Annotated in this window: 16 protein-coding genes; 4 read left to right on the top strand and 12 right to left on the bottom strand. The window is 59.4% G+C overall.

What is annotated here, in order from left to right; genetic code table 11:
* Position 1 precedes the first annotated feature (1 nt).
* The 4 genes from fliN to AC1DIJ_RS18500 all read left to right on the top strand — a co-directional run bounded on the left by fliN (position 2) and on the right by AC1DIJ_RS18500 (position 3300).
* On the top strand, positions 2 to 568 hold the full coding sequence (gene fliN, locus AC1DIJ_RS18515) for a flagellar motor switch protein FliN (RefSeq protein ID WP_112387589.1): 567 nt from the start codon (positions 2 to 4) through the stop codon (positions 566 to 568).
* Between the two features lie 30 nt (positions 569 to 598).
* Positions 599 to 1639, top strand: coding sequence for a flagellar motor switch protein FliG (gene fliG / locus AC1DIJ_RS18510; RefSeq protein ID WP_112387588.1), 1041 nt, complete (start codon positions 599 to 601; stop codon positions 1637 to 1639).
* Between the two features lie 129 nt (positions 1640 to 1768).
* Positions 1769 to 2851, top strand: coding sequence for a flagellar biosynthesis protein FlhB (gene flhB, locus AC1DIJ_RS18505; protein ID WP_112387587.1), 1083 nt, complete (start codon positions 1769 to 1771; stop codon positions 2849 to 2851).
* 5 nt (positions 2852 to 2856) lie between these two features.
* The gene (locus AC1DIJ_RS18500) at positions 2857 to 3300 is read left to right on the top strand and encodes a hypothetical protein (protein WP_112387586.1); all 444 of its coding nucleotides are present in this window, start codon (positions 2857 to 2859) and stop codon (positions 3298 to 3300) included.
* Between the two features lie 57 nt (positions 3301 to 3357).
* Here the strand turns inward: AC1DIJ_RS18500 and visR are convergent, their stop codons facing one another.
* The 12 genes from visR to AC1DIJ_RS18440 form a co-directional block, all read right to left on the bottom strand.
* On the bottom strand, positions 3358 to 4101 hold the full coding sequence (gene visR / locus AC1DIJ_RS18495; protein ID WP_112387585.1) for a transcriptional regulator VisR: 744 nt from the start codon (positions 4099 to 4101) through the stop codon (positions 3358 to 3360).
* Between the two features lie 9 nt (positions 4102 to 4110).
* Positions 4111 to 4857, bottom strand: a complete 747-nt coding sequence (gene visN / locus AC1DIJ_RS18490) for a transcriptional regulator VisN (RefSeq protein ID WP_112387584.1) — start codon at positions 4855 to 4857, stop codon at positions 4111 to 4113.
* Between the two features lie 583 nt (positions 4858 to 5440).
* A complete protein-coding gene (fliF, locus tag AC1DIJ_RS18485; RefSeq protein WP_112387583.1) occupies positions 5441 to 7135 on the bottom strand; it encodes a flagellar basal-body MS-ring/collar protein FliF in 1695 nt (564 codons plus the stop codon).
* A gap of 109 nt (positions 7136 to 7244) precedes the next feature.
* Positions 7245 to 7634 carry a chemotaxis protein CheT gene (cheT, locus tag AC1DIJ_RS18480; RefSeq protein ID WP_112387582.1) on the bottom strand — a complete coding sequence of 130 codons (390 nt, stop codon included), beginning with the start codon at positions 7632 to 7634 and terminating at the stop codon, positions 7245 to 7247.
* Positions 7635 to 7650: 16 nt separating this feature from the next.
* On the bottom strand, positions 7651 to 8205 hold the full coding sequence (cheD, locus tag AC1DIJ_RS18475; protein WP_112387581.1) for a chemoreceptor glutamine deamidase CheD: 555 nt from the start codon (positions 8203 to 8205) through the stop codon (positions 7651 to 7653).
* On the bottom strand, positions 8202 to 8591 hold the full coding sequence (locus tag AC1DIJ_RS18470) for a response regulator (RefSeq protein WP_112387580.1): 390 nt from the start codon (positions 8589 to 8591) through the stop codon (positions 8202 to 8204). Before AC1DIJ_RS18470 ends, cheD begins: the two co-directional genes overlap by 4 nt.
* Positions 8591 to 9637, bottom strand: a complete 1047-nt coding sequence (gene cheB, locus AC1DIJ_RS18465; protein WP_477831505.1) for a protein-glutamate O-methylesterase CheB — start codon at positions 9635 to 9637, stop codon at positions 8591 to 8593. Before cheB ends, AC1DIJ_RS18470 begins: the two co-directional genes overlap by 1 nt.
* The gene (gene cheR / locus AC1DIJ_RS18460; protein WP_477831504.1) at positions 9634 to 10545 is read right to left on the bottom strand and encodes a protein-glutamate O-methyltransferase CheR; all 912 of its coding nucleotides are present in this window, start codon (positions 10543 to 10545) and stop codon (positions 9634 to 9636) included. The genes cheB and cheR overlap by 4 nt, the downstream gene beginning before the upstream one ends.
* Complete coding sequence (locus AC1DIJ_RS18455) at positions 10542 to 11009, bottom strand: chemotaxis protein CheW (RefSeq protein WP_112387577.1); 468 nt, start codon at positions 11007 to 11009, stop codon at positions 10542 to 10544. The genes cheR and AC1DIJ_RS18455 overlap by 4 nt, the downstream gene beginning before the upstream one ends.
* 4 nt (positions 11010 to 11013) lie before the next feature.
* Positions 11014 to 13302, bottom strand: a complete 2289-nt coding sequence (locus AC1DIJ_RS18450; protein ID WP_112387576.1) for a chemotaxis protein CheA — start codon at positions 13300 to 13302, stop codon at positions 11014 to 11016.
* Between the two features lie 17 nt (positions 13303 to 13319).
* Positions 13320 to 13685 (bottom strand): chemotaxis response regulator CheY1, encoded by a 366-nt coding sequence (gene cheY1 / locus AC1DIJ_RS18445; protein WP_003570362.1) that lies wholly within the window; start codon positions 13683 to 13685, stop codon positions 13320 to 13322.
* The gene (locus tag AC1DIJ_RS18440; RefSeq protein WP_112387575.1) at positions 13682 to 13978 is read right to left on the bottom strand and encodes an STAS domain-containing protein; all 297 of its coding nucleotides are present in this window, start codon (positions 13976 to 13978) and stop codon (positions 13682 to 13684) included. The genes cheY1 and AC1DIJ_RS18440 overlap by 4 nt, the downstream gene beginning before the upstream one ends.
* Between the last annotated feature and the right edge of the window lie 28 nt (positions 13979 to 14006).

The raw sequence follows: 14006 nt of genomic DNA, 5'->3' as shown, positions 1-14006 counted from the left end.
CATGGCTACGAAGAAAACACAGCAGAACGACGATCTGTCATTGGAGCTTCCGGGCAACGAGGCTGACCTCGATCAGGCGATCGATGATCTTCGCGGGGTCCTGAAGCAGGATTCCGACGGCGGCCTTGCTGATTTCGGCGGCGACACCGACGCATTTAGCACGGGCACGGATCTTTCGGCATTCGGCGACTTCGGTGGCGAAGACGAAGCAGCTCCGGCATTTGGCGGCGGTGATTTCGGCGGCGACTCGGATTTCGGTGATACCGGTTTCTCGGCATCGAGCGGCGAACCTGCTCCACTTGGCAGCGCGCTGTCTTCGAATTTCGAACTGATCATGGACATTCCGATCGATGTCCAGATCATGCTGGGAAGCAGCCGCATGCAGGTTTCCGGCCTGATGAACCTCAACGAGGGCGCAACGATCGCGCTCGACAAGAGGATCGGCGAGCCGGTTGATATCATGGTGAATGGCCGCAAGATTGCACGTGGCGAGATCACCGTTCTTGAGAATGACGACACGCGTTTCGGCGTTAAACTGATAGAAGTTTTAAGTACCAAAAAAGCCTGATCCCGGTTTTAGGGACGGAGAGGTTAGACCATGATGGACTTTGACGATTTCAGCGGCGCCATTGCCGGGAAACCGTTGACCCAGGCTGAAAAGGCAGCGGCTGTTCTTCTCGCAATGGGAAAGGGCGTCGCTGGCCGGCTGTTAAAATATTTCACGCAGGCTGAGTTACAGACGATCATCTCTTCGGCGCAGGCGCTTCGCGCGATTCCGCCGGATGAACTGCTTGGCCTCGTTGCCGAATTTGAGGACTTGTTCACCGAAGGCGCAGGCCTGATGGACAATGCCAAGGCAATCGAGAGCATTCTTGAAGAAGGCCTCACCCCCGACGAAGTCGACAGCCTGCTCGGACGCCGCACGGCGTTCCAGGCCTATGAGACATCGATCTGGGACAGGTTGGGCGAAGGCGACCCGGCCTTCATCGGCAAGTTCCTGCTGCGCGAACATCCGCAGACCATCGCCTATATCCTCTCCATGATGCCGTCGTCGTTCGGCGCCAAGGTGCTGATGCAGTTGCCCGACAGCCGCCGCGCCGACATCATGAACCGTACCGTCAATCTCAAGACCGTCAGCCCCAAGGCGGCGCAGATCATCGAAAAGCAGGTTATGACGCTGCTGGCCGAGATCGACGCCGAGAAGAATTCGAGCGGCTCCAACAAGGTCGCCGAGCTGATGAACGAGATGGACAAGCCGCAGGTCGATACGCTGCTCACCTCGCTCGAATCGATCAACCGCGAAGCGGTCAACAAGGTTCGTCCGAAGATCTTCCTCTTCGAGGATCTGCTCTACATGCCGCAGCGCAGCCGCGTCATGCTGCTCAACGACATCTCGGCGGACATTCTGACGATGGCTCTGCGCGGCGCTCCTCCGGAGATCCGCGAATCGGTTCTCGCTTCGATCAGCCCGCGCCAGCGCCGCATGATCGAATCGGACCTGCAGAGCGGCACCGCCGGCATCAATCCGCGCGAAATCGCGATTGCCCGGCGCGCTGTTGCCCAGGAAGCGATTCGTTTGGCCAATTCCGGCCAGATTCAGCTCAAGGAAACCGAGGGCGAGGCTTCGGCGGCGGCCTAAGCCATCGGAGCTGTTGACAAATCTCTGCTCCTGGCGCTGCGCGGTTGATCGCCATGCCCCGGGGGACTACCCTTCGAACATCAGGCCGCGATCTGTCGCGGCCTTTTGCGTTCAGGGAGTGCGGCTGACTTGGCTGACGATGACGACAAGGACAGCAAAACAGAAGCCCCGACAGGCAAAAAGCTGTCGGACGCTGCCGAGAAAGGTAATACGCCTTTTTCGCGCGAGGTGCCGATCTTTGCCACTGTTCTCGCAACCTATGTCTATCTGACGTTCTACCTGCCGGACGGTATCAGTACGGTCAGCGAGCAGTTACGCGATATTTTCGAGCAACCGGACCAGTGGAAGATCGAGACCGGGCCGGATGCGCTGTCGCTTTTTGTCCATCTTGGCTGGGTGAGCGCCGTATTGTTGACGCCGGCCATGCTGCTTTTCATGTCGTTCGGCCTGATCGCCTCGCTCAGCCAGAACCTTCCCAGCCTGGTTCTCGAGCGCATTCGTCCGCAGTTCTCGCGCCTGTCGCCGGCCAAGGGCCTGTCGCGCATGTTCAGCCTGCCGGGCCTGATCGAATTCGGCAAATCCCTGTTCAAGGTCGTCATCGTCGGCATCGTCATGTTCTTCGTGCTGAAGAGCGAATATTTCAGCTCGATCGACTCGATGTTCTCGGACCCGCAGACGTTCTTCGATCGGGCCATGACGATCATGCGCAAGATCGTGCTGATCGTGCTCTTTGCAACCGCCTTTGTTGCCATCGCCGACTTCTTTTGGACGCGCCATCACTGGTTCAGCGAATTGAAGATGACGCGCCACGAAGTGAAGGAAGAAAACAAGCAGTCGCAGGGTGACCCCTTCGTCAAGGGACGCCAGCGCTCCCTGATGCGCGACCGCGCCCGCCGCCGCATGATCGCCAATGTGGAGCGCGCGACGATGGTGATCGCCAACCCGACCCACTTTGCCGTGGCGCTGCGCTATGTGCGCGAAGAAAACGACGCGCCTGTCGTCATTGCCAAGGGTCAAGACCTCATTGCGTTGAAAATCAGAGAGATAGCCGAGAAGAACGGAATCCCGGTTTTCGAAGATCCGCCGCTTGCACGCTCCATGTTTGCGCAAGTCTCGATAGATAGTGTCATCCCGTCAGTCTTCTACAAGGCCGTCGCGGAGCTCATCCACCGGGTGTATGCCGCACAAGCCAAGAACAAGCGGGTCAGATAAGTCGAATGAAGAAATGCCCTTACTCCTCGCAGCGTGAAAGAATTCTTGCTGAGGCGATCAGCCCGGTTGCAACGGAGCTTCGGCTTCTTGACGCCTCCGATCTGATTTCGCTGCTGCGATTCGAGTATTACGGCAATCTCGCCGATCTGGTGGCGTCCGCTGCCGAGCTGTTTTTCCACCCGGGCACCGTGAATTTCGGCCTTGGCGGCAATTATACGCTGGAATGGGGCGGCAAGCCCGAAGTCGTGCTCGATCTGGAGATCAAGCCGCGCGGCGTCACTGTCTACGCACAGCTGACGCTTGCCGAAGACCATGCCGGCATCGAGATCAACCACATCGCCTTCCAGGATCCGTCCGCTGATCCGGACGAGAACACGGCGTATCTGGAGCGCAGCCTCAACGAGTCGCGCTATAACGTGCGTCCGGCGCTTCACGCCCTCGCAGGCTAGTCCTTCATCTGATCGAAACGCAGCCCGGCCGGCATGTTCGCGCCGGGCACTTCTTTCTCAGCTGATGTAGCCGAGGCGGATCGCCTTGGCGATCGCCTGGATGCGGTTGACCGAATCCAGCTTGATCGTCGCCGAGCCGAGATAGGCGTTGACGGTGTGAACCGACAGACCAAGCTTGTCGGCGATCTCTTCGCTGATGCGGCCGTCACCGGCGAGCTGCAGGCAGGCGATCTCGCGTTCGCTCAACGCTTCGGCGACTGCCGCGCGCCGCTCGTCCAGCGACAGCAGGTCCATCATGATATGGCTGCTGCGGCCGTGGAGCTCGATGATCGTATCGCTGCCGGGCTCCATGTAGTCGCCGACGAAGACCACGTAGCCGTTACCGTTGGCGCCAAGGCGCACCGGGAAGGCCATGCCCGAGAACGGCAGCAGGCCGTCCTTCAGGCGCGTCATGAACGGCGCAAAGGCTGCGGGGCCCGGAGCGGCGCGGTCGTGCCCACCGGCCCATGTCAGCGGTAACAGAGACTTGTCGATATGTTCGAGCAGGACGTCACCGTAGGCATCGACGAAGGCCTTCGCGGCCCCGCTGGATGGTCCCCAGTTCTCAAGCTCGCAGACGAGCCGCTGCTTGGCCGGTACGCCCGATCCGCTGACGCGGTAGACGCCGAAATTCTGTGCGTCGGCCATCTTCTGCATGGCGACCAGGCGCGGAAACAGATCCGAACGGCTGGATACCCTGCTCATCCGCATCGATCTTATCTGCTCTGCATTTCCCATCGTTCTGGTTGACGTCTGCCCCATGTATCCCTCTCAGACCAGACTGTTCCTGACCGCAAATGCAATCGCTTCGGACCGCGTCTTGGTGGCGGTCTTACGCATCACGCTTGTGATGTAGTTGTTGATCGTGTTGCGCGAGATGCCGAGGATCATCGCGATCTCGTCGCTGGTCTTGCCCTCGGCAATCCAGAACAGGCATTCGAGTTCGCGTTCGGTCAGTTCGAAATCGCGGTCGGCCTTGGTACCGCCGCAGCGCAGGAAGCTTGCGAAGTATCCGGCAAGCAGACCAACGTCGCGAAGACGCTCGGGCGACAGGATGAAGCCGTCGTCGAACAGGAACATCAGCGACAGGCGGGAACGCCCGACATTGAAGGAGAGCGAGCAATACTGCCGGCTGGCGCCATCAGGCACATCGGCACTGTCGGGCAGCAGAGCGAAACTCGGCTGGAAAAGCTGCATCGACTTCTCGAGCTCGGTCGTGCGCGAGTAACCGCCGACGATGGCGCTGGCCAGGTCCTTGACGAGATCGAAGGGCCAATCGGAGGACACGATGAAATCCAGGCCCTCTTCTTGCACAAGGTCTGAGCGGGCAAGCAGATAGTGGGAGGCGCCAACATAATCGGTCAGCGTGCGCATCGCAGGTTGCATCCGGCCGGTTTCTGCGATCTCGCCGAGCTGTTTGATCAGCTCGTCGCGCGAACACAGGCTAGAGGCCTGAAGGCCAATGAAATTCGCCGTCTGATTTTCGCCCTTAAGCGACTGCAATATATGCATATCCATAGGCAGCGTCCTGCGGCTGAAACCAATCTCTGCAAATGCACTAACTGCGCAGGTCCAACGCCGGCCCACGGCAACCCTTACACGAATCACTCAAGCCTAGGCGAAGCGCTCTAAACCGCCATCTCCGAGTTCTGGGGATTTACTCTTGCCGCATTCCATGCGCTGATTCGCAGGCAGTGATCGCTCGATTAATTTCTAGTAAAACTAAATTGATTCTCCGCTTGCCGCAACACAATTCGCGCCTTACGCGAGCGAAGAAAAGACCAAATATCGCACTAATATATAATGTATATCCACTGAAACGTATAATCATCAGCAAAAATTGCAATAACAACTCTAAACATACTTGAAATATCTCCAGATTAACTCTTTCGATATTCTTGTGTATTTCCACATATCACGCAATCAAGAGTATATGCTTTGCCTGGGGATTAAGGCCATTTTGCCACAATCGGACAAAATGTGTTCTGCTTGCGCCACGGACACATTCCCCCAAAAAAGGTCAGTCAAGCTGACGGACCGGCATGGGACGACCAACACATCCTGCGGACAAAGAAAAAGGCCGGTTGCCCGGCCTTTGATCTTACGCGGCGTTGTCGACCGCCCATTTTCTGAGGATTTTCGCAGCGCGCTCCTCGTTGATCTCGACCATTCGCGACAGCTTGCGCTCCGGGCCTTCCTTGACGCGGCGATTGAAGTTGCCGTCGTCGTCGCCGAGGCTGAGAAGATCCTCCGTGCTGTCGAAGCCGAAGTCCGAGCCAAAGCCGTCCATGAGGGCACCTCCGCCGCCGGCTGCACCGGCTGGTGCGAAGTCGGGCAGTTCGAGACCGGCCGATTCCTGCGAGCTGTCGCCGATGACCCCTGCCCCACCGACACCGATCGTGCGAGCCAGCGGACGCATGCCCATCCAGACCACGATAAAGGCGACACCCAGGAAGGCCAGCGAATTGATGATCGTCGCGAGGTTGCGGCTCAGCATGTCGAGGATGCGGACACCGCCGGAGGTACCATCATCCAGAAGCTGGTTTTCGAGGAAGTCCATTGCCGTCACAGTGACGACGTCGCCGCGGTTCGCGTCTATACCTGCTGCCGACGAGACAATGCTCTTCATTTCAGCGAGATAGGCGTCGATCTTGGCCTGGTCAGCGGGCTCGCCGACCATCTTTGCAATGCGGCCCTTGTTCACGACAACAGCGATGGACAGTTTCTCCATCTTGTAGCTGTTGCGGGTCGTGGCCGTGGTCTTGCTGTTGATTTCGTAGTTGGTCTGCTCTTCCTTCTTGTCCGACTTGTCTTCCGACTGCGGACCTGCGGTACCGCCAGCCTCAGGTGCGGCCTGAGGAACATTCTGCTCGACCGTCGTCGCGTTATCGGACTGCTTCTGGGAAGACTGGTTGGCTTCCTTGGTGGTCCGGACGGAGCGCTCGACCTTGGATTCCGGATCGTATGTCGTTTCCTGGATCTGCTGCGCGTCGGTGTTCAGGTTTGCCGTGACGCTGGAGCGGAAGTTGTCCATGCCGAGGAAGGGTGCGAGGGCCTTATCGATATTGGATTCGACTTCCTGCTGAACGTTCTGGACGATCCCGAGAGAACGATTAAGCGAGTTGTTGCCGGCCTCGTCGCCGGATGCCAGCAACTGGCCCGTGGAATCGAGAATAGTGACGTCATCGACGTCGAGCCCCGGCACGGCCGAAGCGACGAGGTGACGGATAGAGCTCGCAGCGCTTCGACCCGCCGTAGCGCTTGCACGGATCATAACGGAAGCCGTCGGCTTCTGCTCGGCTTTACGGAAGTTTCCGACCTCCGGCATGACGATGTGGACGCGGGCGGCATTGATGCCCGAGATCGACTGGATGGTGCGACCGATTTCACCTTCAAGCGCGCGAACGCGGGTGACTTCCTGCATGAACGACGTCAGGCCGAGCGAGCCGACCTTGTCGAACAGCTCATAGCCGGCATTGGCGCTGTTCGGCAGACCGCGTTCGGCCAGCAACAGACGGGCCTTGCCCGTCATCCCAGCCGGAACGGTGATGCTCGAGCCGTCGGTGCCGACTTCGAAAGACATGTTGTTTTCGGCCAGCGCCATGCTGATCTGATTGAGATCGGGGCTGTCGAGACCTACGTAAAGGGTTTCCTGGGCAGGCTTATTAACAAAAAGAGCCGCAGCCAAAACAATTGCTATTGAAAGAACACCTACACCCGCAAGCGCCAGCAAGCGGGTCCGGCCTAGCGAACCGAGGTTCTTCATGACCTGAACTAATTGATTTAACAGATTCATTCTGTTCTCGCACGATCCGTCAAAGACAAAACAGGCTTATTGCCTCATTCCTTGATAGAGACCGAAACTTGTGCGAGCGTTTCGTCAGGGCATGCTTGGAAGGCAGAGACTAGAAAAAGTCGAAGTCGCCTGCTGCCTTGCTGAGAGGCTGAGAATGGCCGTGGCGGGTGCCGCCACCGAGTGCCTTCTGCATCTCTGCAAGCTTCACGAGGCTGAGTGCCGTCGCAACATCGACGGTCCAGTTCTGCGGGATTTCTCCGGTGATCGTGTCGATGAATTCGGCAAGGCCGCGGGTCTTTTGGACAGCGAGATCGATGCCCTGCATCACCTTCATGCTGTCAGGGGCGTTCAATATGTCTGCGCCGCCGATTTCGAGGAGCTGCGGCTCGATACGTTCAATGAGATATGCAACATCATGCAGCTCAGAAACGATGCGCATGAGAAGGTCCGGCAACGCCTCCAATGGCGAGGGCGGTTCAATGGGGGCGCTAAAAGTCATATAAAAATCCTCGGTATCAGAAAAACTCGATACTAGTTTCAACCGGTTTCGGCGGAGCAGCAGGACGCTGTTCGAGAGCCACAGTCTTTTGCGTTTCAGCACCAGTCAGCGGGTATTGACGGGCACGGCCGGAAACCGGCCAGAATTCCAGCTTGCGGCCATGGTCGCCGCCGGTGCTGGAACCGACCACGGGGATTCCTTCGTCCCTCAGGAACTGCGCGGCAAAAGCGGCATTCTGCTCGCCGACATTGGAGAAGGTCGAGATGGTCTTCGCCCCTCCAAAGATCTTGGCCTCAAGGCGGTCGCGGCGCGCGCCCTGCTTCAGAAGGCCGTTGATCAGCAATTCCATCAGATGCACGCCGTAGCGCGTCGCATCCCCGCCGGTCATCGGCGTATTTCCGGTCCCCGGCAGAAGGAAATGGTTCATACCGCCCACTCCTGCCACTGGATCCCGCAGGCAAGCAGCCACGCACGAGCCAAGAATGGTCGTCAGAACCGCGTTCGGATCATTCAAGACTTTCCATTCGCCTTGGATAATGTGGACACGGCGGGCTGCTGCCTCGACTGTCATTTCAGTGCTCCGAACACGGCTTCAATGGCCGCTTTCATCTTTTCGATGGTGAACGGCTTTGCCAGCACGTTGTTGGCTCCGAGGGCTGCGGCCTTCGTGACCAGCGCGCGGTCGCCCTGCGCCGTCAGGATGATGAACGCTGCCTTCTTGGTGGCCGGGTTGGTGCGCACGGCCTGCAGCAGACCGAGACCATCCATCTTCGGCATGTTGAAGTCCGAGATGACCAGGTGGTGCGGCTGCTGGGCCATGATCTTCATGCCCTGTTCGCCGTCGCCAGCAGAGGTGATCTGCTTGAAACCGAGCTGGGTCAGCGCATCGCTGAGCAGCAGGCGGCTGGTGACCTGATCGTCAACGATCAGAACCTTAATTTTCTCCGCTATCGACATTATTCTGTCCCTTCCTTCCGGGCGGCTGTCATTTYCAGTATTTCTTCGCCGATCGCATTCAGTGGCAGCTGATGCTCAACGGCGCCAAGCTCATAGGCAACACGGGGCATTCCGTAGACCACGCAGGTCTTTTCGTTCTGACCGATGGTGCGTGCGCCAGCATGGCGCATTTTCAGCAGGCCAGCCGCGCCATCGCGGCCCATGCCTGTCAGGATCACGCCGACCGAGTTACGGCCGGCAAGTTCTGCGACGGAATCGAACAGCACATCGACAGAAGGGCGATGGCCATTGACAGGGTCGCGTTCGACGAGCCGGCAGTGCGGCGCCGAGACATTGGCGACCTGCAGGTGTCGTTCACCTCCTGGTGCCAGATAAATCTTGCCAATTTCCAAACGGGCGCCGTCCGTCGCCTCTTCGACCACAGGGGCGCAGAGGCGATTCAGCCGTTCGGCGAAGCTTTTGGTGAAGGTCGGCGGCATGTGCTGGGTGATGACGGTGGGCGGGCAATTGGCCGGGAATTTCTGCAGCACGGCAATCAGCGCCTCGACGCCGCCGGTCGATGAGCCGACCGCGACGATCTTGCGGCCGACGCGGAAATCGGCAACTGCCGGCGGCGCGACGGGAGCCGCGGCCGGGCGCTGGGTGAACTGGCGCTGGGTGCGGGCCGCAGCCTTGACCTTTTCGGCGAGATCGCCGAACGGGCGCAGATCGCCGGGCGCCGGCTTTCCGATGCAGTCGAACGCACCGATCTCGAGGGCTGCGAGGCTCGCCTCGGCACCGCGATGCGTCAGGGTCGATACCATGATCACCGGCATCGGACGCAGGCGCATGATCTTCTCGAGGAAATCGAGGCCGTTCATGTTCGGCATTTCGATGTCGAGCGTGACGACATCGGGATTAAGCTTCTTGATCGCCTCGCGGGCTTCGAGCGCATCGCCGGCCTGACCGATGACGCTGACATCCGGATCGGCGCTCAGCACAGCCGTAATCAGGCCGCGCATGGTCGGTGAATCATCGACGACGAGGACCCTTGCAGGAGCACTCATGCCTTCCTCCCAACACCCTTCGTGGTGTAGCGGTAGGTGGTGATACCGATATTGTCGAAGACATTCTTGGCGTCACCGGACACGCGCTCGGAATGGCCAATGTAGAGATGGCCACCCTCCGGCAGAAACTCGGCGAAACGGGACCAGATCTTCATCTGCGTCGGCTCATCGAAATAGATCACCACGTTGCGGCAGAAGATGACGTCGAACTTGCCCTTGAAGGGCCACTGCGCCATCAGGTTCAATTCATTGTAGGTGATGAGGCGCTTGACGCGGTCATCGACCTGGAATTTGCGGCGGCCCTGGATATCGACTTCCGAGAACCACTGCTTGCGCATGGCGGGAGACACCGTTTCCAGCGCGCTCTCGTCGTAGGCGCCCTGGCGGGCAATCGCCAGGATCTTCGGATCGATATCGGTCGCCAGGATCTTGAAGTCGTAGTCGGCGATATTGGGCATCATCGCCAAAACCGTCAGCGCGATCGAATAGGGCTCCTGACCATCCGACGAGGCAGCCGACCAGATGCGAACGCGGCCGCCCATCTTTGCGCGATGCAGGAGCTCCGGCAGGACGTTGTCGCGCAGATGATCAAAGTGATGGTTCTCGCGGAAGAAACGCGTGAAATTGGTCGTCAGATGCGACAGCATTTCACGGCGCGGCGCAGCACCCGAGGGCGAAGCCACCAGAGAACAGTATTCACGGAAACCCGACAGGCCAAGGCTGCGGATATGCTTTGACAGGCGCGAATAGACGAGCGACGCCTTCGTTTCGTTGAGAAAGATCCCCGCGTCCGAGTAGATCATGGCGGCGATCTCCGAGAGGTCGCGGCGGGTCAGCGGATATTCGCCGCTCGCCAGAACCTCGTCAGGACTTCCCTGCCGCACATCTTTTGCACTCATTACGGTCATGCGGCTTCGCTTTCGGCTTCCGGGAAGAGGGCTTCAAGTTCGATAAGGCAGATCATCCGCTTGTCGATCGCCAGGATGCCACGGGCAAACTGGCGCTGGATATCGGATGAGATTTCAGGCGTCGGCTGAATGTTTTCATCCGTCACCGTCAGAATGTCTGACACGGCATCGACCAGCAGACCGACGACCTTCCGTTTGACCTGCGCCACGATAATGACGTGGCGGGCCGACGGTACGGTCGCCCTCATTCCGAGGCGGGCCGACAGATCGATGATCGGCAAGACCGCGCCACGAAGATTGATGACACCCTTCATGTAGCCGGGCGCATGCGGCATTTCTGTCGCAGGCGTCCATCCGCGAATTTCGCGGACCGACATGATATTCACGCAAAATTCCTGGTCACCGATGCGGAAGGCGATGAGTTCGCTATCCCCTTGGTTCAGATTTTTCACGCCGTAGGACATTGTCTTAACCTGCCGCCGCCAAGGAGATTTCTTGCTTCAGGGCCTGACCGCGCGATGCGCCGACCACCGCATCGACATCGAGGATGAGCGCTACGCGGCCATCTCCGAGGATCGTTGCAGCCGCGATACCCGGAACGTGGGTATAGTTGGCTTCCAGGCTCTTGATGACCACCTGGCGCTGACCCTGGATGGCATCGACCATCAGAGCGCGCTGGCCGCCACCTTCGGATTCCACCAGCAGGGCGACACCTTCGACAGGATTTGCCTGGGTGGCGCGGAAGTTGAGGATCCGGCCCACATCCACCAGCGGGCAGAAGGAGTTGCGGATCGAGATCAGGCGATGGCTCGCACCGAAGGAGTGGATCGCAGCGGCTTCCGGCTGGAGCGTCTCGACGATTGCCGTCAGCGGCACGACCAGCGTCTGGCCGGCGACCGTGACGACCATGCCGTCGAGGACGGCGAGCGTCAGCGGCAGGCTCATCGTGAAGACCGATCCATGGCCCGGCTTCGAGGTGATGTTGATGCGGCCGCCGAGCGCCTGGATCGAGCGCTTGACGACGTCCATGCCGACGCCGCGGCCGGAGATATCGGAGATCTTGTCGGCCGTGGAGAAGCCCGGCAGGAAGATCAGGTTGTCGATTTCTTCATCCGACAGGTTGGCATCGGCCGGGATCAGCTCGTTGGCAATTGCCTTCTGCTTGACCTTTTCGCGGTTGATGCCGGCGCCGTCGTCGGCGAGTTCGATCAGGATGCGGCCCGAACGATGCTTTGCCGTCAGGCGAACCGTGCCTTCCGGATTCTTTCCGAGCGCCGTGCGCTTCTCCGGGCTTTCGACGCCGTGGTCGACTGCGTTACGGATCATGTGCGTCAGCGGTTCGGCAAGCTTGTCGATAACCGTCTTGTCGACTTCGGTGTTCTCACCTTCGGTGATCAGGCGGATCGACTTGCCGGTCATGTCGGCGATTTCGCGGACGATACGCGACATGCGCTGGAAGACTGGCTTTACCGGCTGCGCGCGGATCGCCATGACCGAGTCCTGGATCTCGCGGGTGAGCTGCTGCAGCTCCTCGAGGCCCATGTTGACGGCAGACGTACCGGTCGCGTCGTTTTCGATGACACTCTGCGAGAGCATCGCCTGATTGATGACGAGCTCGCCGACGAGGTTGATCAGGCGGTCGACGCGATCGAGATCGACGCGGATCGTCTGGCCGGCGCTGGCGGCAGCGGCGTTGTTCTGGGCAGCGGCTGCGGCAGCAGCGCTGGCAGCGGCGGCCGATTCCTTCTTCTCGACGCGGGAGGCGGCAGCAGCCATTTGCGTGACGTTGGAAGCCGTCTCGGCGGCGGCAACAGCAGCAGCGGCATCCGACTTTGCCGTTTCGGCAGGTGCTTCAGCGCCTTCGTCGAGAACGGAGAGATCGAAGGGAACCGGCACCATCGGCAGTTCGTCGTTGGAAGCTTCGGCGGCCTTGGCGTCTTCGACAGGGGTGATCGTCAGATCGCAATCCCACTCGGCAAATTCGAAGACGGTACGGATGGCGTCTTCACCCTTGTCCGTGCGGAGCGTAACGTTCCAGAAGAAATAGGCCGCTTCCGGGTCGATCTCGTCGATGCCGACGAGAGCGTCCGTGTTGCAGTAGATGCTCATCTCGCCGAGGCGGGAAAGATCGCGCAGCAGGAGGGTAGCGTCGTTACCCTTCGAGTAGAGATCCGAGCGCGGCTTGAAGACGATCTCGTAGGCCGGAAGATCGGAACCGGTTTCTTCTTCATCGCCGAAATCGCCGAAGGAGAACGGGATCGGCTGGAAGCCGCTGTCGTCGGTCGGTACGGGCGCTGCAGCAACCGGTGCCGGAGCGGGCTTTGCGGCAGGCTTCGGGGCCGGAGCTTCGGCAGCAGCGGCGGCCGACGGCATTTCACCGTGCGCCAGCGCTTCAAGTTCCTTCACCAGGCCGCGGCTGCGCGTTTCGTCGACGCTGCCGCCGTCGCGGGCAGCGTTGGTCAGATCCGCCAGAACGTCGGCCGACTTCAGCATGACCTTCAGGACGTCCTGGTTGGGCTCAAGCTTGTTGGAACGAACGCAATCAAGTGTAGTCTCGAACACATGGGCGAAGGCGACGAGATCGTCCAGACCGAAGGCGCCAGCGCCGCCCTTGATCGAGTGGACGGCACGGAACACCGCGTTGACGGTTTCCGGATCGCGATCGCCATCATTCAGTTTCAGCAGACCGGATTCCAGTTCGGCGAGCTGTTCCTCGCACTCCTGAAAAAAGATCTCTTTGATTTCGTTCATATCCATAGGAGAAGTTCCTGGGTTTAAGCGGTTACACGCTCAATGGCATCGATCAACTTGGCAGGGTCGAAAGGCTTGACGATCCAGCCTGTCGCACCGGCCTGGCGGGCACGGTTCTTCTTTTCAGCGTCGCTTTCGGTGGTCAGCACCAGGATCGGAATCGCACGGTACTTTTCGTTGCGGCGAACGCCTTCGATGAAGCCAAAACCGTCGAGACGCGGCATGTTGATGTCGGTGACGATGACGTCAGGGTTGGATTCTTCGAGGACTTCGAGGCCCTCGACGCCGTCTTCCGCCTGGATCGTCTCGAAGCCCGCATTGTTGAGCGTCACGAGAAGCATGTTTCGGATCGTCCGTGAGTCATCCACGGTAAGCACTTTTTTCTTCATTGCCGGATCTCCTTGGCAAGCAGGTGGTCTACATCGACGCCGACCAGCTGCATGGTTTTTTCGAATGCATCAGACATCTTCGAGAAGCTGAACGACAGCTTGTCCTGATCCCAGGTCTTCTCTGCTGCCAGCAATACCTGCGTGCACAGACCGCCGACCCGCTCGACGCTGGACGCATCGATAACGATGTCGCTACCGCGCATTGCAAGAAGCTTGTCGCGCAGTGGCGCCGCTTCATTGAGGTCGAGTATCGCTGCAAGATTAAGCGTCTTGCCGCTCTTCTTCGCTGCCATCAGCCTGTCCTTGTTTCCTTGTGTCCCG

The sequence above is a fragment of the Rhizobium sp. 10N427 genome (assembly GCF_056394605.1).
The sequence above is the reverse complement of the archived record's forward strand: the minus strand, read 5'-3'. Positions and strand labels throughout refer to the sequence as shown.